The organism is Streptomyces sp. Inha503, assembly GCF_047215865.1.
Classification (GTDB): Bacteria; Actinomycetota; Actinomycetes; order Streptomycetales; family Streptomycetaceae; genus Streptomyces; species Streptomyces lycopersici.
The window spans coordinates 463,683-485,393 of the sequence record NZ_CP178360.1 but is presented as its reverse complement, the minus strand read 5'-3'; the positions used below and the strand labels follow the sequence as shown (position 1 = coordinate 485,393).

The following is a 21,711-nucleotide window of genomic DNA, read 5'->3' as shown; positions in this document are numbered from 1 at the left end:
GCACCTGCACTTTTATCGTTAGCTGATCAATCGTGAGATCTCTCACATTGCCATCGCTTTACTCGTCCATTGCCTCCCGTGCTTCGATGGTGTGCATCGCTTCTTGATCGACACGGACACATCGGACGGCAGTCGTCGGCATACCACCGACGGGACGGATGGGAACGCTCGCTCATATGCCTGACAACCGTGCTGAACTGCCGCTCACCGACGCGCAGCTGGGGGTATGGCTCGCCGAACGTGGGGGGTTCGGCGAGCCGGGCGCGTACCAGTGGGCGGAGTACCTCCAGTTGGACGGCCCGGTCGCCGTCGACCTGCTGGCGACCGCGGTCGCCAGGACGGGCGCCGACTGCGAGGCGGTGAACGTCCGTATCGGAGCGGCCGGTTCGGCGGCCCCCGTGCAGTGGCTCGTCGCCGATGCCGATGTCGAGCATGTCGTCGAGACGGTCGACCTGCGGGAGACGCCCGACCCGGATGCCGCGGCGTTGAAATGGATGCGGGCGGCCATGGCCGAGTCGGGAGGCTGCGACGCGGGGCCGTTGTTCTTCGGCGCGGTGCTGCGTGTGAGCGACGACCGCACTCTGCTGTTCCACCGGGTCCATCACATCGCCCTCGACGGGGCGGGCATGGCCCTGTTCGCCGAACGGGCCGCTGAGGTCTACAACCATCTGTGCGAGGGCCGTCCGGTGCCGCCAAGCGGCTGGAGCGGGCTTCGGGCGCTGATCGACGCCGAGACGGCATACCGCGGTTCCGCCGAGCACGACGCGGACGGCGGCCGGTGGAGGGAGCGGTTGGCGGGCCGGTCGCACTTCCCGACGCTCGGAGCGGGTCCGGCGGCGGCGTCGGACCGGTCGCTGCGCACGAGCAGGGGCGTGTCGGCGGCGGAGTTCGCCGAGCTGAGGGATGGCGCACGGCGGCTCGGGCACCGCTGGACCCGGCTGTTCACCGTGGCCACCGCGATCCAGTTGCACGCCATGACCGGTGACCGGGACGTCGTCCTGAGCCTGCCGGTCGCCGGCCGTTCCGCCGAACTGGTCCGCCGCGTCCCGGCGATGACGGCCAACGTCCTGCCGCTGCGGCTCCGCGTCGATCCGGCCGCGTCCGTCGGCCGCCTGCTCGACGAAGTGGCCGAAGAACTGCGGGCGGTACGCCGGCACCAGCGCTACCGGGGCGAGCGCCTGCGCCGGGAGGTGGACTGTCCCGACGACGGACGCAGGTTCTTCGGGCCAGTCCTCAACATTCAGCGGTTCGACCGGCCGTTGCGCTTCGGTTCGGTCACCGCGACCGTCCGCAACCTCCAGGCGCCGCCGTCCGAGGACCTCTCATTCTTCGCGCATGACCGCGGTGACGGCGAACTGCGCCTCGACTTCGACGCCAACCCCGCCAACCACGGCGAGGATCTGCTGCGAGGCGTCGCCGACCGCTTCCCGCACGTGCTGAGGCAGGTGGCGAGGGCCGAACGCGACACGCCCCTGGCGCGAGTGGCGACCACCACTCTGGGGGAGCGCCGCCGTCTCGTCGTCCTGGGCACGGGCGCGCCCACCTCGGCCGCATCCGCCGACACCGCCGTCGGCCGATTCGCGGACCGGGTATGCCGCACCCCGGACGCCTTCGCGGTGCGCTGCGCCGGAACGGGTGAGCGGCTGACCTACCGCGAACTGGACGGGCGTGCCGCCGCGTTGGCGGATGTGCTGGTCGCCGCCGGTGCGGGGCCGGAGCGCACTGTCGCCCTGCTTCTGGAACGCTCGGTGGATCTGGTCGTCGCCGCTCTCGCCGTGGTGCGGGTGGGCGCGGCGTACGTACCCCTGCACCGGGACGACGCGCCGCCCCGGCAGGAGACCGTCCTGTCCGACGCGGACGCGCGGCTGCTGGTCACCGACCGGCACACCGGGGGCGACGCCATCGTGACGTACGCCCGCGCCCGCGGTCTGCGCGTGCTGGACGTGCGAGCCGACTCCGACGCGGCCGCCGATGACCCGGCCGCCGATGACGCGGCCGCCTATGACGCGCTCGCCGGGGCCGGGACGTCACCGGACGCGCTCGCCTGCGTGATGTTCACGTCCGGTTCCACGGGCCGGCCCAAAGGGGTCGGCATCACCCAGGGCGCCCTGGCCGGGCTCGCCGCCGACCGCTTGTGGTCCGAGGGCGGCGCGGACCGGGTCCTGCTGCACTCGCCGCACGCCTTCGACGCGTTCAACCTGGAGCTGTGGGTGCCGCTCCTGACCGGCGGCGAGGTGGTCGTCGCCGCGCCGGGACATCTCGGCCCGGCCGAACTGACCCGGACCGTGGCGGAGACCGGGGTGACCGGGCTGTGGCTGACCGCGGGACTCTTCCACGCCATCGCCGCCGAGGACCCGGCCTGCCTGGCCGGTGTTCGCCAGGTGTGGACCGGAGGGGACGTGGTGTCCCCGGACGCCGTCCGCGCGGTGCGCCAGGCGCTTCCGCACCTCACCGTCGTCAACGGCTACGGGCCCACCGAGACCACGGTCTTCGCGACCCGGTACACGGTCCCGGAACTGCCCGCGGACGCGGCGTCAGTCCCTATCGGCGGCCCGCTGGACGGCAAGCGGGTGCTGCTTCTCGACGACGCGTTGCGGCCCGTGCCGCCGGGGTCGGTGGGGGAGCTGTATCTCGGGGGAGCGGGGGTGGCGCGCGGTTACGTGGGGAGCGCGGGCGCGACCGCGGAGCGCTTCGTCCCCGACCCGTCGGGGCCGCCGGGGGCGCGTGTCTACCGCACGGGCGACCTGGCCCGGTGGAGCGCGGACGGCCGGCTGGAGTTCGCCGGTCGCGCCGACGGACAGGTCAAGCTGCGCGGCCACCGGATCGAGACGGGCGAGATCGACGCCGTGCTACGAGCCGACCCACGGGTCCGGCAGGCCGCGACCGTCGCACAGGAGCGCCCGGGAGGGCGGCGGCTCGTCTCCTACGTGACCGCGTCCGGCGGTGCGGCGGACGGCCTCGACACGGTGGCGCTGCTCGACCGGGTGCGGGACCGGCTTCCCGCTTACATGCTGCCGACCGCGGTGGTGGCCGTGGACCGGCTGCCCCTGACCCGCAACGGCAAGCTGGACCGGGCCGCGCTGCCCGAGCCGGAGTCCGCGGTCGCCGCTCGTAGCGCCGGAAGGGGCCCGGCCCCGCGCACGCCCACCGAGAAGCTGCTCGCCGAGCTGGCGGGCGAGCTGCTCGGCCTGCCGGACGTCCCCCTCGACCAGGACTTCTTCCGGCTCGGCGGGGACAGCATCCAGGCGATCCAACTCGCGGCGGCGGCACAGCGCGCCGGTCTGGCGATCACCACCCCCGACGTCTTCCGCACCCCCACCGTCGCCGGACTCGCCGCCGCACTCACGGCGGACGACAGGCTCCCCGCGCGTCGGATCGCGCTGGACGACGCGGACGACTCCGCGCTGCCGCTGACGCCCGTCATGCACTGGCTGCGCGAACGCGGCGGCGTGCTCCACGGGTTCGTCCAGTCCCTGACCGTACGCACCCCGGTGGGCATCACCGAGGAGCAGGTCCGCGCGGTGGTGCAGGCCCTCGTCGACCACCACCCCATGCTGCGGCTCTCCCTGACCGTCACGGGCCCGATCTGGTCGCTGGAGGTGCTGCCCACCGTGCCGGTCGAGCTGAACCGGCCGGGCCCGCCGACCGACCCGGAGCGCGGCCGGATGGTGCACGCGCGCTGGTCGGACCCCGGACCCGGGACGGCGGGCGCGCTGACCCTCACGGTGCACCACCTCGGGGTCGACGGCGTCTCCTGGCGCATCCTCCGGGACGACCTCGAAACCGCCTGGGAGGCGATACGCCGGGGCCGGACCCCGACGCTCCAACCGACCGGGACCTCCTTCGCACAGTGGGCGAAGGCGCTGGTGGGGTACGCCCACCACCCGGCCGTGCTCCACGCGTTCCCCCACGAGCGGCCCGAGCCCGTGGACCCCCCGGTCGCCGCGCGCCCCCTGGATCCCGCGACGGACACCGAGGACACCCGGCGCCGCCACACCGCCACCCTGCCCGGCGCGCTCACCGCGCGCCTGCTGAGCGACGCGACCGCGGCCTTCGACTGTTCGGTGCAGGACCTGCTGCTCACCGCGTTCGCCTTGGCGGCCGCCGACTGGCGGGACGGCCCGGACGCGCTTCTCGTGGACCTGGAGGGCCACGGACGTGAGGAGTTCGCGGACAACCTCGACCTGTCCCGTACGGTCGGCTGGTTCACCACCCTGTATCCCGTGGTACTCGACCCCGGCTGCTCCTGGGCCGAGGCGCGGACCGACCCGATCGCCCTGGACGGCGCGGTCGCCCAGGTGCGCTCCCGTACCCGTGACTCCGGCCGCGCGGGACTGACCCACGGTCTGCTGCGCCATCTCAACCCGCAGAGCGCTCCCGCCCTGGCCGCCCGCCCCACGCCGCAGTTCGCCTTCAACTACCTCGGCCGTTTCGGCGTCGGCGGCGAAGGCCCCTGGTCGGTGCTGGCCGACGTGACCGCCGCCGGGACCCCGTCGGACGACGGCCCGACCACCGCGGCCGGACCGGCCATGAGCCACGCCGTCGAGCTGGACGCGGTGATCACCGACCGCCCGGACGGCCCTGAACTGGTCGCCCACTGGTCCTGGCCCGGCGGCCTGCTCGACGGGACGCGCGTCGCCGACCTGGCCGAGCGGTGGTTCGACGTCCTGGGCGCGCTGGTCGACCGGGCTCGGTCCCGCGCCACCGGTGAACTGCTGCTGCCGCTGCCGCCGCTGGCCCAGGGCCTGCTCTTCCACTCGCTCTACGACCACGACGGAGTGGACCCCTACCTCGTCCAGTTCGTCTTCGACCTCGACGGGAGACTCGACGCCCAAGCGTTACGGGACGCGCTGCACCGCCTGCTGCACCGCCACCCGCAGCTCTCCGCCGGTGTCCGGCCGGGTGCGTCGGGCCGGCCCGTCCAGGTGGTGGTACCGGGCTCCGCCGTGGGGTGGCGCGAGATGCCCGCACCGGAGGACCTGGAGGACTTCCTCGCCGCCGACCGACGGCGCCGCTTCGACCTCGCCGACCCCCCACTGATGCGCGCCGCGCTGCTGCGCAGGTCCGCCGACCGGCACACCTTCGTCCTGACCACGCACCATCTCCTGGTCGACGGCTGGTCCATGCCGATCCTCATCTGGGAACTGTTCTCGCTCTACGCCGGTCATCCGCTGCCGCCCGCCACGCCGTACCGCGCCTTCCTCGACTGGCTGGCCACGCGGGACGCCCGCGCGGACGAGTCGGCATGGCGCGCGCTGCTGGCGTCCGTGGACGGCCCGACCCTGGTCGGCGGCCCCGGCCGACGCGGCGCGACCGGGGCACGTCGCCGCACGACCGCCGAACTGGACCCCGAGCTCACCGCCCGCGTCGAGGCCCTGGCGCGGGAAGGCGGCCTGACGACCAGCGTCGTCCTGCGACTGGCCTGGGCGGTCCTGCTCGGCGCCCTGACCGGCCGGGACGACGTGGTGTTCGGCGCCACGGTCTCCGGCCGGCCGGCTGAACTGCCCGGTGCGGCCCGGATCGTGGGGCTGCTGATCAACACCGTGCCGGTCCGGGTCCGCCTCGACCCACGCCGGCCGGTCGCCGACTGCCTGGCGGACCTGCGGGCCCAGCAACTGGCCATGCTCGACCACCAGCACGCCGACCTGACGACCCTTCAGGCGGTCACCGGTCACCCCGAACTCTTCGACACCGTCGTCGTCTTCGAGAACTACCCGGTCGACGACGAGGAACTGGCCACCCTGGTACCCGGCCTGGAGCTGCGGGAGGTCCAGGGCCGCGACGGCACCCACTACCCGCTGACCCTGATCGCCGTGCCCGGCGACCGACTGCGGCTCCAACTCGACCACGACACCGACCTGTTCGACGCCGAGACGGCCGGCCGTCTGCTCGACCGCCTGCGCGCCGTCCTCGGCCGGATGGCCGACCACCCGGCGGCACCACTGGGACGCGTCGACCTGCTGCTGCCCGACGAGCGCGCCGACCTCGAAGCCTCCGCGCCCGCCCCGGACCGGGACACCGGGCCGGCCACGCTGACCGCCCTGTTCGCCGCGCAGGTGCGCCGCCGCCCGGCCGCCCCGGCCCTCACCCACGGCGGCACCCCCCTGTCCTACGCGGAAGTCGACGCACGCGCCAACCGTCTCGCCCACCTCCTCGTCGAGCGCGGCGCGGGACCGGAGCGCCTGGTCGGCCTGGTGCTGGAGCGTTCGGCGGACCTCGTCATCGCGATCCTGGCGGTGCTGAAGTCGGGCGCGGGCTATCTGCCCCTGGACCCGGCGTACCCGGAGGAGCGCATCCGCGGGGTGCTCGCGGAGGCCGGCCCCGTGCTCGTCGTGACGGGCGCCCCGCTGCCGGTCCCGCACCCACAGATCCTCCTCGACGGCCCCGACACGGCCGCCGGCCACCCGGCGCACCCGCCCGCGGTGACCGTGGACCCCGAGGCGGTCGCCTACGTCATCTACACCTCCGGTTCCACCGGCCGGCCCAAGGGCGTCCTGGTCACCCACCGCAATGTCGTACGGCTGCTGGCCACGACCGACGAGTGGTTCCGGTTCGACGCCGATGTACACGCCCTGTTCCACTCCTACGCCTTCGACGTCTCCGTCTGGGAGCTGTGGACGGCTCTCGGCCGCGGCGGGCGGCTGGTGGTGGTGCCGGACGACGTGGCCCGCTCGCCCAGGGACCTCCTGGCGCTGCTGCGCCGGGAGCGAGTCACCGCTCTGAACCAGACTCCCTCGGCCTTCTACCAGCTCCTCCGGGCCGAGGAAGAAGCCGGCGCGGACGCGCTGCCCGACCTGCGGGTGATCGTATGCGCCGGGGAGGCGCTGGAACCGTCCCGCGTCCGCTCCTGGCACGGCCCGGGCCGGCCCGCCCTGGTCAACATGTACGGGATCACCGAGACCACCGTCCACGCGACGTACACCGAGCTGACCGACCCCGAAGAGACCGCGAGCGTCATCGGAACCGCGCTGCCCGACCTCCGCCTGCGGCTGCTGGACCACGCGCTACGACCGGTGCCGCCGGGCTGCCCCGGCGAGATCCACGTGTCCGGCCCCGGCGTGACCCGCGGCTATCTGGACCGGCCGGCGCTCACCGCGAGCCGGTTCGTTCCCGACCCGTTCGGCGCGCCCGGCACCCGGATGTACCGGTCCGGGGACCTCGCGCGGCAGCGGCCGGACGGCACGCTGGAGTACCTCGGACGGATCGACCAGCAGGTGAAGATCCGCGGTTACCGGATCGAGCCCGGCGAGATCGAGCGCGTCCTCGAACAGCACCCGGCCGTGGACCGGGCCGTGGTGCTCGCCGACACCGGCGCCGACGGCGGCCGCCTGCTCTGCTACGCCGTCCCGGCCACGCGACCGGCCGGGACCGGCCCGGCCGGGACGCCGTCGGCCGCGGAACTGCGCGCCCACGCCCGCACGGTGCTGCCCGCGCACATGGTGCCCGCCTTCGTCATCCCCGTAGACGAGATCCCGCTGACCGGGAACGGCAAGCTGGACCGCGCCGCCCTGCCGCCCCCGGAGACCGCGCTGCTGGTGAGTCGCAAGCCGGAGAACCCGCAGGAACGGCTGCTGTGCGACCTGTTCGCCGAGACCCTGGGACTGGCCGAGGTCGGCGCCGAGGACAACTTCTTCGACCTGGGCGGACACTCGCTGCTCGCCACCCGTCTGATCAACCGGCTGCGCGCGGAGACCGGCCGCGAGTTGAGCATCCGCACCCTGTTCGACGCCCCGGTCGTCGCCGACCTGGCACGCCACGTCGCGGAGGGCGCTGCCGTGGCTTCTCCCGTCCGGGCGGCCGCCGCCCCGCGACCGGAGCGCGTACCGCTCTCGCCCGCGCAGCGGCGGCTGTGGTTCTTCGACCGGTTCGCCGGCCCCAATTCCGTCTACAACATGTCCTTCGCCGTCCGGTTCACCGGGCCGCTGCGTGTGGAACCCCTGCGGGCGGCCCTCGGCGACCTGCTGGACCGGCACGAGAGCCTGCGCACCACCGTGGTGGAACATCACGGCGAGCCGTACCAGCGGATCCGCGACGCCGACGGCCTGGCGTTCGAGACGGTGGTCACCTCGGAGGCGGAACTGCCCGGACTGCTCGCCGCCGCGTCCGCGCACGTCTTCGACCTGGAGAGGGAACTCCCGGTCCGGGCCGTGCTCCACGAGACCGCGCCCGAGCGCCACGTACTCCTGCTCCTGCTGCACCACATCGCCGCCGACGGCTGGTCGCTCGGTCCGCTGGCCCGTGACCTGTCCACCGCCTACCGGGCCCGTGCCGCGGGCCACGCCCCGCAGTGGACGAGCACACCGGTGAGTTACGCCGACTACACGCTCAGCCTGCTCGACCGCGACCCGGACACCGGCGTCGACTACTGGACGCGGATCCTGCACAGTGCCCCGGAGGTGCTGCGGCTGCCGCTGGACCGTCCCCGGCCGCCGGTCTCCGCACACCGCGGGGAGACCGTCCCCTTCACACTCGACGCCGCGCTGCACGCCCGCCTGAACCGGCTCGCCGCGACCACTCGGACCAGCCTGTTCATGGTGGTGCACACCGCGGTCGCCGCACTGCTGCACCGGCTCGGGGCGGGCGATGACATCCCCCTCGGCACACCCGTCGCAGGACGGCACGACGCCGCGCTGCACGACACCGTTGGCTGCTTCGTCAACACCGTGGTGCTGCGCACCGACCTGAGCGGAGCGCCGACGTTCGCCGAACTCCTCCAGCGGGTACGCGCCACCGACCTCGACGCCTTCGCGCACCAGGAGGTCCCCTTCGAGCGGGTGGTCGAGGCCGTCAACCCGCCGCGCTCCCTCGCCGCACACCCCCTCTTCCAGGTGATGCTGGCGTTCCAGGACACCCCGGCGGCCGAGTTCGACCTGCCGGACCTGCGGACGGAACCGGTCGCCGTGCACGGCGGCGCCTCCCGGATGGACCTGCTGTGGAGCATGCGGCAGCACTACACGGCCCACGGCGGTGAGGCCGGGATCGAGGGTCTTCTGGAGTACGACACCGAACTGTTCACCCCCGCGTCCGCGCGCCTGATGCTCGCCCGCCTGGAGAGGCTGCTCCGTGCGGCCGTGGCCGATCCTCAGCTCCCCGTCGCCGACTTGCCGGTGCTCGTCGACGGCGAGCACGAGCGGCTGACCGGACAGGGGAGCGGCACCGACCGCGAGACGCCCGACACCACCGTGGCGGCGCTCGTCGCGGCCCAGGCACACCGCACCCCGGAGGCCCCCGCCGTCCTGCACGGCGACACCGTGCTCAGCCACCGGGACCTGTCCGAGCGGGTGGAACACCTCGCCGGGGAACTCCGCGCGCACGGCGCGGGCCCCGGCGCCCTGGTCGCCGTGGTGCTGCGCCGGGGCCCCGACCTGCCCGCCACCCTCCTCGCCGTCCAGGCGACCGGCGCCGCCTACCTGCCCGTCGACCCCACCCTGCCGGCCGAGCGCGTCACGGCGCTCCTGGCCGACGCCCGACCCCTCCTCGTGGTGCGCGAGGCCACCGGATCCGCCGCCGAACCCGTTGTCACGACCGGGGCGGCCGAGCCGCTGCCGGTGCCACCGGACACCGCGTACGTCACGTACACCTCGGGCTCCACCGGGCGGCCCAAGGGCGTCGTCGTACCACGGGCCGCGCTGGTGAACCTGCTGCTCGCGCTGGGCGAGCAGCTCGCGGTCGGCCCCGACGACCGGATGCTGGCCTCCGCACCCATCGGCTTCGACATGTGCAAGCCCGAGCTGTACCTGCCACTGATCACCGGCGGTGCCATGGTCCTCGCCGACCAGGACGCGCTGCGCGACCCCGACCAGCTGTGCGCGCTGCTCGACCGGCACCGCGTCACCGTGACGCAGGCGACCCCGTCGCTCTGGCGGACGCTCGTGGCACGACGACCGCGACAACTGCGTCACATACGAGCCGTCGTCGGCGGCGAGGCGGTCCCCGCGGAACTCGCCGACGAGCTGGCCGCCGCCACCGCGTCGCTGCTCGCGTGCTACGGCCCGACCGAGACCACCGTCTGGTCCGCCACCCATCCGGTCGACGCGCGGACCGACGGTACCGTGCCGCTCGGCCGGCCGCTGCGCAACACCCGCGCCTACGTCCTCGACGACCGGCTCCGCCCCGTCCCCCCGGGCACGAGAGGCGAGCTGTACCTGGCCGGCGCGGGCCTCGCGACCGGCTACCTCGGCCGCCCCGGACTGACGGCCGCCCGCTTCCTGCCGGACCCCTTCGGTCCGGCCGGCCGGCGGATGTACCGCACCGGCGACCTCGCGTCGTGGAGCCGCGACGGGGTGCTCCGCTTCCACGGCCGGACCGACGACCAGGTGAAGATCCGAGGTCACCGCGTCGAACTCGGCGAGGTCGAAGCCGTGCTGGGCGGGCACCCGGAGGTCACGGCCGCCGCGGTCGCCGTGCACGACCGCGGCGCCGACGACCGTCGGCTCGTCGGCTACGTCACCCCGAAGGGCGCGGATCTGGGCGCGGTCGGGGCACATCTGACCCGGCACCTGCCGGACTACATGGTGCCCGCCCGGCTGCTCGCGCTGGACCGGCTGCCCCTCGGCGCCAACGGAAAGCTGCTGCGCGACCGGCTGCCCGAGCCCGACTGGGCGGCCGCCACCGGCGCCGAACCGCCGCGCGACCTCCGTGAGGACCTGATGTGCCGCCAGTTCGCCCAGGTGCTCGACGTACCGAGGGTCGGCCCCGAGGACAACTTCTTCGAACTGGGCGGCCACTCGCTGCTCGCCGCCCGGCTGACCGAGCGGGTACGCGACGTCCTCGGACTCGCACCCGCCCTCCGGAATGTCTTCGAGGCCCCCACCCCGGCCGCCCTGAGCCGGTTGCTCGACGGGCCGCCGACCGCGTCCGCCCCCGCACACCTCGTGCCCTTCCGGGCCACCGGAGCGGCCGCGCCGGTGTTCTGCGTCCACCCGCTGAGCGGTATGAGCTGGAGTTACGCCGGCCTGTTGCCGCACATCGGCCGGCACCACCCGGTCCACGGCATCCAGGCCGAGGGCACCGGGGGAGTGGCGGACCTGCCCGGCACGGTCGAGGAGATGGCCGAGCGCTATCTGCGACTGCTGCGCACGGTCCGCCCGTCCGGCCCGTACCACCTGGTCGGCTGGTCCTTCGGCGGACTGGTGGCGCACGCCATGGCCGTCCGGCTGCGGGAACTCGGCGAGCCCGAAGGGACGCTGTTCCTGGTCGACACCGTCGCCGCCACCGGGGCCGGGCCCGCCGAGCCCATCGACGAGCACCGCGTGCACCGGGTGCTGCTGACGGCCGCCGGGTTCGACGACGACCGCCTCGCCCCGGAGACCCTCGACTTCACCACCGTCTCGGCACTGCTGCGCCGCGAGGGCAGCCTCTTCGCCCGCCTCACCGAGGACGACATCGCCCGCGTCATCGCCGTCTCCCGGCACAACGACGCTCTGCTGCGCGCCTACCGCCCCCCACGCTACGCGGGCCACACCACCTACATCGAGGCCGCCGGCGAGCCCCGGCGCGCAGCGCCCGCGCACGAACTGTGGCGGCCGTACGCCGGCGGCGAGCTGACCGTCGGACACGTCGACGCGCGGCACCACCAAGTGATGCAGCCCCAGCACGTGGACGCCGTCGGCGTCCGGCTCGCCGAAGCCCTCGGGAGGGCCCGTTGACCGCCGCCGAGGACGCCACGTACGAGGCGGACAGCGCCGCACTCGACGAACTGCCCGCGGGGGCACGGGTGGTGATCAGGCTTCCAGACGGCCGCCGCCTCGCGGACATCCTGCTCGGCTGCTTCGACCGGGGACTCGTCGCCGTCCCGCTCCACCCACGGGCCGGGGACGCGGACCTCGCCGCCGGCGCCGCCCGGGTCGCCGCCGCGGCCGTCGTGGACGTCCACGGAGTCCGGCGCACCGGGCTGCCCGACGCGCACCCGACGCCCGAACCCCCGGCGCTCATCATGTTCACCTCCGGTTCCACCGGGCCGCGGAAAGGGGTCGTGCTCAGCCGCCGGGCGGTCATCGGCAACGCACGCCGCACAGCGGTCCTGCACGGCATCGCACCGGACCGCCCGCACGGCACCTGCCTGCCGCTGTACCACTGCAACGCACTGGTCATGTCACTGCTCGGCACCCACCTCACCGGCACCCCGCTCACCCTGCACCCCGCCTCCGACCCGGCCGGCTACTTCGCCGCGCTGAACGCCTCCGGCGCCAGGACGGCCTCCATCGTCCCGGCCCTCCTCGCGGACCTGGTCGAGGCCGCTCCCGCGTGGCCCGACGCGCTGGATTACCTGATCACCGCCGCTGCCCCGCTCACGGCCGACCTGGCCCGCCGCTTCCACTCCCGCTACGGCGCGCGGCTGCGTCAGGGCTACGGCCTGACGGAGGCGGTCAACTTCAGCTTCACCATGCCGCTGCTCGACGACACCGACTTCCGCACCCACTACCTGGAGCGGACGCCCCCGGTGGGCGTGCCACTGCCCGATACCGAACTCCACCTCGAATCCGGCGAGGTCTGGATCAGAACCCCTGACCTGATGACCGGCTACTGGCAGGACCCGCGCAACACCGCCGCCACCGTCACCGACGATGGCTGGCTGCGCACCGGCGACCTGGGCGAACTCCGGGACGGACTCCTCGTCCTGCGGGGCCGCGCGGGCGAGCGCATCAACCGGGGCGGGGAGAAGCACCACCCCCTCGACATCGAGCACGGATGGCGCCGGGCGGGTCTCACCGGCCGGTTCGCGGCGGTCGCGGTCGACGAGCCCACGCTCGGCGACGACGTCGCCCTCATCGCGACGGAACAGCCGGTGCCCGAGGTCCGCACCCTGTACGAGCGATCGCCGCTGCGGCCCGCGGTCGTCCAGTTCGGCGGATACCGGGCGACCGCCACCGGAAAGCCGCAACGCCGGGCGATGAGCCGGCCGCTGGCCGCCCGCCGCCTGGCGCCCGCACGGTACGACCGACTGCTGCGCCATGCCGCGGCCACCGCACGCCACCTCCTAGACTCCGGGGCGGACGACCCGGCCCTGCGGTCCCTCGCCGAACACACCGCCGCTCCGCACGCAGGAACCGGGGACGACACCGTCCTGGCCGCCTACGACTTCCTGCGTGAGCACTGGCACGCCCCCGTCGACGCGGAACTCGCCCGCGCGAAGGCGGGGTGGCGCGCGATGCTGCTCGACGCGTGGCCGTTCTCGGTGCACGGGGAACTGGCCGCGGAGCTGGCCGCCCGGCAGGGTGTTGAGGCGGGGCCGGTGCCGTGGGGCGTCGAGACCCGCCTCGACGGCGGCGCACTGGTCCTCCTCGCGCACGGGCCCGCGCCGGGTGGCCCCGCCAGGCCGCTGGGCCCGCTGCTGTCCTTCCTCGACGTCCCCGGCAGCGGGGGAACGGACCGCTGGGAATGGCTGTCGCGGCAGCGGAACGGCGGAACGTCCCTGACCGGCTGCTCGGTGCTCCGCGCCGGGCGACACGACGCGGGCGGCGTCCTCTGGGCGCGCCACCTCGAGCCCGGTCCGAACGAGCACACGGGAGCGACAGGATGACCCAGCCCACCGAGACCACCGGCCGGATGAAGCGGTCGCCCGACCACGAGGACGAGATCCTCGACGTCCGAGGCCACCTGGACCCGGACCGCAACCGGCTTACCCCGGTGGTGCAACTGCCCCCGGAGACCGCCCTGACCGTCGTCGACGCCCTGTCCGGCCTGGTCCGGGCGGCCCACCGGGAGGAGGCGGAGCGACCCGCACCGACGGGCGAGCTGAAGCGGGCGCAGATCTTCGAGGAGGGCGACGTCTTCATGCTGGAGCCGCCCTTCCCGGGCTTCTTCGCCGACCGCTACCTCATGGACTTCTACGACACGGCGGCACGCGACATCTGTTCGCGCATGCACCTGCACACCGGGCTGCGGTTCGTGCGGATGATGACCGGCCCGGACACCACGATCCGCGTGTCCAGCCTGTCACCGATCACCATCCGCCCCCCGACGGGACGCTTCGCACCGCTGTCCTGCTTCGCCGACGACCTGCCCGGCACCCCCGACGGGGTGCGCCGCGAGCGGCACAACGTGATCGTGCCGCCCAACTCCTGGGTGGACATGCAGATACCGCGCGGAGTCTCACACCAGTTCAATGCGGTCGGTCCGAACGCGGTCATCGACTCGGTGCACCCGGAGGAGTCCATCGAGACCCTGCGGGAGGGGATGTCGGGCTACCGGATGATGGCGCAGACCATCTTCCTCGCCAAGGACAGGAGCCCCGCCGCCACCTGCGCCGACACCGGCGCGCCGGAGACGACCCCGCCACGCTGAGCCGTACAGGCCTTGCCCACGGCCCCGGGTCAACGACCAGAACCAGCACGCTCTGTGGCCCGGCTTCGTCCACGTTCCGGGGTGCGGCCGGGTGCGCCTCGCCACCGCCACCACCCTGCGCCAGCGACTCCAGGCACTGACCACCGAATGACGACACCGAGCCCTTTCCAACCTGCCGTGCTGGCTGGGAAGTTGGCCTGGCGAACGGGCGAAGCCCCTGGTAGACGGGTTGTCGACCAAGAGAACCGTCTCCACAAGAGGCTTCGCATGCTTGTCTACCCGTCCAGCGTCGACGTGTCCAGCTCTGCCCTCCGCTTCCTTGCCTCCCGCCTGAGAGAACACCGCCGCGCTCTCGGTACCCGATGGCGGCGGCTGAGTGCGGGCCGACAGGCTCTGCTCGCTCTTGCTCATCTCCGCAACGGTCAGCCCTACGCCCAGCTCGCAGCCGGTTTCGGCATCGGCACCACCACCGTCTACCGCTACATCACCGAGGCCGTCGAACTCCTGGCCGCGCTCGCCCCCACGCTCGCCGAAGCTGTACGGGCTGCGTCGAGGAAGGCATATCTGATCCTGGACGGGACGCTTCTGCCCATCGACCGGATCGCCGCCGACCGGCCCTTCTACTCGGGCAAGCACAAGAAACACGGTATGAACGTGCAGGTCATAGCCGACCCGAACGGCCGTCTGCTGTGGGCCTCACCAGCCCTGGCCGGGGCCGTCCACGACGTCCGGGCCGCCCAGGAGCACGGCGTCATCGACGCTCTCACGGACGCCGGCATCACCTGCTGGGCGGACAAGGGCTACCAGGGTGCAGGCGGCATAGTCCGCACGCCTTACCGCGGCCGGTGGGACTAGCTGTCCACCAGTCAGCAGGCCGTCAACCGGTCCCACGCGAGGATCCGGGCCCTGGTCGAGCAGGCCGTTGCCACTCTCAAGTCATGGCGGCTCCTTCGCAAGCTCCGCTGCTCGACGACCCGGATCAGGAGCCTCGTCCAAGCCGTCCTCACCCTCCATCTGGCCGGAAAGGGCTCACTGCCTGACCGTGTTTACGATGTCAGTCTGTTTTGACGTCAGTTGAGGGCGTGCGGTGGGGGGCGGGTCGTCCCGCGGCCTGCATTCGATACCGCCCCGGTGTTGTGCCGAACTCCCTTTCGAAGGCGTGTGAGAGTGCGTACGGGCTGCCGTAGCCGACTCGGCTGGCGACGGTGGCCAGGGTGTCCGCGGTGTCTCGGAGCAGGGTGGCGGCAAGGATCAGGCGCCACCACGTGAGGTACGCCATCGGAGGGCGACCGACCAGGGTGGTGAACCGGCGCGCCAGGGTGGGACGGGAGACGCCCGCCTCTGCGGCCAGGCGGTCGTTGCTCCACGGGGCGGCCGGGTTTGAATGCAGCGCCCGCAGGGCGGCGGCCGTCACCGGGTCGCTCAGTACGCGGGGCCAGGCTCCGCTGGTGGCCTCGGTCATCCAGGAACGGATGATGTAGACGAGGAGGAGGTCGAGCAGGCTCGGGAGCGCGATACAGGAGCCGGGCCGCCTCTCGTCCAGTTCACCGGCGAGCAGGTCGATCGCAGCGCGGAGTTCGAGGTGGCTGCCTACTCGGCTGGGAAGGTGGACGACTTCAGGCAGCTCTGTCATGAGTGGGTGCAGGCGGCTGCAGTCGAGCCAGTACCTGCCACAGAGCATCTCCGCCTCGTCGCGATCGGGCAGGGCTCGCGGCCCTGTCCCCGCAAGCCATTGCTCGAACGGCACCGCCGTCTCCTCGGCGACCGCCGTGTCGACCGGGGCATCGGCGATCACATGGCCTGCGCCATGAGGCAGCAGCACCGCGTCACCCACGCCGAGAGACACCGGGGCGCCACCGTCGGGCAGCAGCCAGCAACTGCCCTTCAGGACGACGTAGAAGCCCGCGCCGTCGTACGGGTCGAGCCGCGCGCACCAACTCCCGCTCATCCGCACCCGGTGGGACGAGGGGTGCCCGAGGTGTACTGCAGAGATCGCGTCGCTCACAACATCCATCCGTGCAGGATATCGTCTGTAATCAGATGTGAGACGAATACGTATTTTATTGAGCTGGATGCGCATTGAGAGGGTCGTCTGGCCTTTCTTAAGGTCGAGTACATGACGAACGGAAACGAGAGTGCGCAGAGCATGGTCCTGGGGGACGTCGAGGTCATCCGGGTCGTTGAGTGGCAGAGACCGTTCGCGCCTGCTTCCGGCATGGTTCCGGAGGCTGCTGCCGATGTATGGAAGGACAACGAGGACTGGCTGGCGCCGGACCACTGGGAGCCGGACAGCGACTGGGCGGTACTTGCGCTCCAGACGTGGGTGCTGCGCAGCGGTGGGCGGACCATCTTGGTTGACACAGGAGCGGGTAACGGGCGGGAGCGACCGGGCATGCCACCGTTCCACCAATGTCGGGGTGATTTTCTCGGTCTCCTGGCGAGGGCTGATGTTCGCCCGCAGGATGTCGACGTCGTCGTCAACACCCACCTTCACGTCGATCACGTCGGCTGGAACACCGTCGACGCAGATGGGGAATGGGTACCGACGTTTCCCAACGCTCAGTACCTCATTCCAGCCGCAGACGACTTCCATTACGGTCCGGACAACGCGTACGGGAACGGCCTACAGGCAGTCGACCGCCTGATCTACGAAGACAGCATCGCCCCCATCCACCAGGCCGGACAGGCCGTGCTGTGGGATGGTCTGCACCGCATCGACGAACACCTCACCTTGGAGTCCGCGCCCGGCCACACTCCCGGTTCGTCCGTGCTACGGCTCGCCTCCAGGAGCGACCGGGCTGTCTTCGTCGGAGATCTGGTGCACAGCCCGGTGCAGATCCTGCAACCCTGCTGCAACAGCAGTGCTTGCCTGGCCCCGGAACAAGCGGTGGCCAGTCGCCGTCGGATTCTCCAGCGGGCAGCTGATGAACGGGAACTGCTCGTTCCTGCGCACTTCGGTGGTGCGGGTGCTGTGGAAGTCCGACAGGCGAGGGATGGGTTCGCCCTCGGCCCATGGGCAACAGCCAGTCCGAACAAGAGAACGTCAGTCTCTGAGTGAACCTGTGGTCCGTGGGCTTCCCCGGCCCTGATCGGCGCCCTCCGTGGCGTCCGGGCCGCACGCGAGCACGGCATCAGGTCGCGCCCCGCGGCGTGGTGTAGGAGATGGGCACCCGTCGGTGTGGGGCCTCCCGCCCGCCGGGCACCGCCCTCGTGTTCAGCGCGGCGAAGAGCCGCTGCCCGCGAGGGAGACGCTGGCCGGAGACGGGCGATGGCCGCGCGCCGGGCCAGGACCTACGAAGTCGTGGCGCCTTGGCGCCTACGCCACTCGGCGGGACGCCATCCGGCATCATCGGGGCTCTCGCCGAGGCCGGCCTCAGCTGACAAGGACTACCAGGGCGCAGGCGGCACGGTCCATCTCCCGTACCGCGGCCGGTGGGAACCCCTTCCGCCGGCCAGCAGGCTGTCAACCGGTCCCACGCGAAGACCCGCGCACTGGCCGAACAAGCCACCGCACCCTCAAGTCCTGGCCGCGCCATGCACGCTCCGCTGCTCGACTACCCGGATCACCAGCCTCGTCCAAGCCGTCCTCACCCTCCATCTGGCCAGCTCAGACTGAGGTTGGAAAGGGCTCACCGTATCCCCGCCAGCGCGGGCCGGGTGCCGCACAGCGCCGCCATGCCGAGTGCCTCGGCGGAGGCGGCTCCAGCGTTTCCCACGGCCCGCACCCAGTAATCACGCGTCCGGACAAATGCCAGATACTCATCACAGGAGATCGCCTTCAAGCATAAGCTCATACGCTGCGCTCCTTTACTCGGCGCACAAGCCGACTGAGGCATACGGGGCGTTCCGAGGACCGCTGCGGTTCGGAGCGGACACGACTCTGCTGGCCGCTCGGCGCCTGGAGCGAGGGACGCGGCGGCGCCCGCCAATCGGCCAGCGGCTCTGCCGGTGCTGGCCCATTTAAGGAGTGCTGGCACCACCACCGTGTACCGCTACGGCACCGAGGCCGCCGCTGTCAGGAAGCGGTATGGGCTGCCTCCTGGTCTGTCAGAAGCCGCTACGAACGGTCGATGCGTCGGGCAGGATGCCGATATGGACCAGGGGATGGCGGCCGTGCTGGGCGCGGCGGTGGGTGTTGTTGGGGCCTTAGGACGCTGGTCGAGGTGCGTATACATCTCGAAACGGTAGTGAAATATAAAAACGAGCATCAAAATGAGCTGATTGCCCGAAACATAGAGGATGCTATGCAAGAGGCCTCCTCCTGCATTCATGAGGCCACGATTGCTCTTAAGGCCTCCCACACGTGCGCCGCCAAAATCATGGTGCTGGGACCTCAAGCTCTCAACGGCGTAACCGCTGACGTCGTGGGATCAATTGGTGTACGGCTCGGTTCCCTGCGGGCTGGGTTGGAAGCCATCCGGCGGGAGGAAAGGCCGGACCAGTGGCTGAGGCAGGAAGCTGAGCACAACAACCGCTTCGCAACGGCGTTCTCCGGCTTCACAGCACGGGCTGCCTTCATCACGGAGGGACATGAGCTGCCGAGTGGTCGGCGGTGAGGGCCGACGACATGCTGCGGATGTCGGCTGAAGCCCGCACGGCGTCACGGTCGCGCCGGACACCGTGCACCGCGTCCTGGTGCGCCGAGGACTCAACCGGCTACGGGACCTCGATCCGCCTACGGGCGAACAACTGCGCGAGGTCATCTGCTACACGGCTGGCGCATGTACGGCGTCGGCTGCCAGGGCCCGTTGAACCACCGAACCGCTGCTCGGTATCTGCTGGGTGGCGCAGTGGATGTTGCCGCCGCCGAGGAGGAGTTCGCGGGTGGGGAGGCCGACGACCGTGTGGTGCGGGTGGATCCTGGCGAGGCGGGCGAGGGCTTCGTCGTCATGTTCGGGGTCGAGCAGGGGGACGAAGAGGTGGTCCTGCGTGGTGTAGAAGTTGGCGTAGGAGGCGGCGAGCCGGGGGCGCGGCACGGTGCCGGTGACCGGGATGCCGTGATGGTCGATGCCTCGAAGCTCGGCCTCGGTGGCGTACAGCGGGCCGGGCAGCGGCAGTTTCTCCACCCGGAGGGTACGGCCTCTGGCGTCCTGGACGTTTCTCAGGTCTTCCAAGGCGCGTGCGCTGCGCTCGTACTGGGGGTCGCTCGTGTCGTCAGTCCAGGTCAGACAGACCACCCCGGGGGCGGCGAAGCACGCCATGTTGTCCACGTGGCCGCGCGTCCCGTCGTAGGCGAGGCCCCACTCGATCCACACGGTGCGGGTCACTCCGAGGTAGGCCGCCATGAGGCGATGCATGGCGGTGCGTGAGGGCGCGTCGTTGCGGGCGGGGTCGAGCAGGGTCTCGGCCGTGACGAGGGCGGTTCCCTGTCCGTCGACGTGGAAGGAGCCGCCCTCCAGCACGAGCGGGGCGCGGTAGCGGTCGGTGGCGGTGAGGTCGAGCACCCTTTGGGCGTACTGGTCGTCGGTGGCCCAGTACGGGTAGCGGTTGCCGTAGCCGTTGAAGGCGAAGTCCACGCCGCGGCGCCGCCCGGTGCCGTCGACCACGTAGGTGGGGGCGATGTCCCGGGCCCAGCCCAGCCAACTGGTCGTCTCCACCACGCGGACGCGGGAGTCGAGGCGGGAGCGGGCGTGTGCGTACTGGTCGCCGGTGACCGTGACGGTGACCGCCTCCCCGGTGTCCGCGACGGCGTTGGCGAGGGCCGCGAGGGCGCGCTGCGCGGGGCGGGCTCCTTCGCGCCACACGTAGCCGTTCTGCGGCCACGCCATCCAGCATCCGTCGTGCGGCTCCCATTCCGCCGGCATGCGGAAGCCGTCCGCGGCGGGCGTGCTGTCCATGGTCCTCATCGCGTACCCCCGCGATGGCGTTCGAGGACGCAGGCGACCGACGGCGGCGCAGGCTCGGAGTCCCGCGTCGGCGAAGGCACTTGGGCGGTGATACGGGCGCGCGCGTTCCTGCGGTGGCGGACCATCCACACGACGAGCGGGATGAGGACGGCGAATTCCAACGGTGGCGTGAGCGAGGCGGCCGTGGACACCGGCAGGGTCAGCACGAGCAGAATACGCGCCACGGCCTCTGCCAAGAGTCCGGCACCGCATACCAGCGTCTCCGTGCGGTGCGCGCGGAGCAGGATCGGGTCGTGCACCGGTTGACCGTGCAGCTTGCCGGCCAGATAGGCGGTGGCGGGCGTGGCGGTGAGGCAGCTTGTGAGGAACACGAATCCGGCGAGGGCGCTGACCAGTGGGTCACGCAGGAGCAGTGGCTGGGGTTCGGAGGTCACGGCGGCGAAGGCGGCCGAAAATCCGTACATGAGGAGCATGGCAAGGGCCAGGCCGTCGGCACGCCGGTCGTGCAGGGCGGTGGCGGCGAGCCAGAGGGCCGCCACTCCGGTCGCGGTCAGGAGCGCGGGGAGTGTGGCCAGACCCGCGAGGAGGCAGCCGTAGTACGCGAGGGGCGAGATGCCCAGGTCGAGGGCCAAGCGGGCGAGGCGGCCGAGGCGGCCGAGGCGGCGCGGGCGCGCGGGCGCCGACGGCCGGGCCGACTGCGGTACTGAAGGCGAAGAGGTCGGTTCCGACGGGTCCATGGCTTCTCCTTGATCCTGGTCACCGGGACGGCGGGCTGCGGTGTCACTCAGCCCTTTTGTTTTAGCACCACCATGCTAAAAAAAATCGTAGCACGGTCATGCTATAAAAGCGGGATGCCGAAGGTAGTGGATCCCGAGCAGCGCCGCCGCGACATCGTGGACGCCGTCTTCCGCGTCGTGGCCCGCGGCGGTATCCAGCAGGCCACACTCCGGAACGTCGCCGCCGAGGCCGACCTCGCCATCGGGTCCGTACGGCACTACTTCGCCAGCCACCGCGAACTCCTGATGGCCGCGGCCCGCGAGATGGTGCACCGGGTGGACGTGCGAGTGGCTGCCCAGCGCGAGCGGCGGGATCCCGGGGACGACCTGTACCTGGTGGCGCAGGAGGTGGCGGGTCAGTTCCTGCCGCTCGACGCGGCGCGCGCCGACGAGACCGCGGTCTGGCTGGACTTCGTCGCGGCCGCCCGCACCGACCCCGCCCTGGGCGAGATCGCCGCCGAACTCCACGACGGGCTGCGGGCCGTCACTGGGCGTCTGCTGCACCGTCTGGGCGTGGACGATCCGGTGGCGGCGGAGCATCTCGCCGCGGTGCTCGACGGACTTGCCCTTAGCGCGACGCTCCACCCCGACCGCCTGAGTCCGGACACCATCCGGGCCGTCCTGCACCTGCACCTGACCCAACTGCCCGGCGCAGCGGACGGGTCCGAGCACCCGGAGACATAGGCGCGCGCGGCAGGCTCTGCGTGATCGTCTTGCGACAGGCGGTTATCGATGGCGGGGAACCTGCGCCCGGGCTGCCTGACGAACGCGTCCGGGCCGACCCGCACCGGCCGAGTCATGTA

The 21,711-nt window shown here is 72.1% G+C and carries 10 protein-coding genes and 2 pseudogenes; 8 read left to right on the top strand and 4 right to left on the bottom strand.

Going from position 1 to position 21,711, the window contains the following annotated elements; genetic code table 11:
• Window positions 1-176 precede the first annotated feature (176 nt).
• From ACJX2R_RS02160 to ACJX2R_RS02145, 4 genes and pseudogenes are all read left to right on the top strand, one after another.
• The gene (locus ACJX2R_RS02160) at window positions 177-11,648 is read left to right on the top strand and encodes an amino acid adenylation domain-containing protein (protein WP_413098473.1); all 11,472 of its coding nucleotides are present in this window, start codon (window positions 177-179) and stop codon (window positions 11,646-11,648) included.
• Window positions 11,645-13,522, top strand: a complete 1,878-nt coding sequence (locus ACJX2R_RS02155) for a class I adenylate-forming enzyme family protein (RefSeq protein ID WP_413098472.1) — start codon at window positions 11,645-11,647, stop codon at window positions 13,520-13,522. Before ACJX2R_RS02160 ends, ACJX2R_RS02155 begins: the two co-directional genes overlap by 4 nt.
• Window positions 13,519-14,286: a hypothetical protein gene (locus tag ACJX2R_RS02150; protein WP_413098471.1), complete on the top strand. Its 768-nt coding sequence runs from the start codon at window positions 13,519-13,521 to the stop codon at window positions 14,284-14,286. Before ACJX2R_RS02155 ends, ACJX2R_RS02150 begins: the two co-directional genes overlap by 4 nt.
• A 267-nt stretch (window positions 14,287-14,553) precedes the next feature.
• Window positions 14,554-15,354: pseudogene (locus tag ACJX2R_RS02145) on the top strand (IS5 family transposase).
• Here the strand turns inward: ACJX2R_RS02145 and ACJX2R_RS02140 are convergent.
• A complete protein-coding gene (locus ACJX2R_RS02140) occupies window positions 15,341-16,300 on the bottom strand; it encodes a cupin domain-containing protein (RefSeq protein ID WP_413098470.1) in 960 nt (319 codons plus the stop codon). The pseudogene ACJX2R_RS02145 and the gene ACJX2R_RS02140 sit on opposite strands and share 14 nt — an antisense overlap.
• A 102-nt stretch (window positions 16,301-16,402) precedes the next feature.
• On the opposite strand from ACJX2R_RS02140, the gene ACJX2R_RS02135 reads away from it, so the two are divergent.
• Together ACJX2R_RS02135 and ACJX2R_RS02130 are read left to right on the top strand one after the other, a co-directional pair.
• A complete protein-coding gene (locus ACJX2R_RS02135; protein ID WP_413098469.1) occupies window positions 16,403-17,344 on the top strand; it encodes an MBL fold metallo-hydrolase in 942 nt (313 codons plus the stop codon).
• Window positions 17,345-17,662: 318 nt separating this feature from the next.
• Window positions 17,663-17,902, top strand: a pseudogene (locus ACJX2R_RS02130) (IS5/IS1182 family transposase); the annotation flags it as partial.
• Window positions 17,903-17,915: 13 nt separating this feature from the next.
• On the opposite strand, the gene ACJX2R_RS02125 reads toward ACJX2R_RS02130, so the two are convergent.
• Entirely contained in the window at window positions 17,916-18,080 is a 165-nt protein-coding gene (locus ACJX2R_RS02125) for a hypothetical protein (protein WP_413098468.1), read from the bottom strand.
• 369 nt (window positions 18,081-18,449) lie between these two features.
• On the opposite strand from ACJX2R_RS02125, the gene ACJX2R_RS02120 reads away from it, so the two are divergent.
• Window positions 18,450-18,842, top strand: coding sequence for a hypothetical protein (locus ACJX2R_RS02120; RefSeq protein WP_413098467.1), 393 nt, complete (start codon window positions 18,450-18,452; stop codon window positions 18,840-18,842).
• 150 nt (window positions 18,843-18,992) lie between these two features.
• Here ACJX2R_RS02120 and aguA read toward each other — a convergent pair whose 3' ends face one another.
• Both aguA and ACJX2R_RS02110 read right to left on the bottom strand, forming a co-directional pair.
• Entirely contained in the window at window positions 18,993-20,123 is a 1,131-nt protein-coding gene (gene aguA / locus ACJX2R_RS02115) for an agmatine deiminase (RefSeq protein ID WP_413098466.1), read from the bottom strand.
• A 5-nt stretch (window positions 20,124-20,128) separates the two neighbouring features.
• On the bottom strand, window positions 20,129-20,869 hold the full coding sequence (locus ACJX2R_RS02110; protein WP_413098465.1) for a VC0807 family protein: 741 nt from the start codon (window positions 20,867-20,869) through the stop codon (window positions 20,129-20,131).
• Between the two features lie 114 nt (window positions 20,870-20,983).
• Here ACJX2R_RS02110 and ACJX2R_RS02105 point away from each other — a divergent pair, with 114 nt between their 5' ends.
• Window positions 20,984-21,592: a TetR/AcrR family transcriptional regulator gene (locus ACJX2R_RS02105; protein WP_413098464.1), complete on the top strand. Its 609-nt coding sequence runs from the start codon at window positions 20,984-20,986 to the stop codon at window positions 21,590-21,592.
• The last annotated feature ends 119 nt before the right edge of the window (window positions 21,593-21,711 follow it).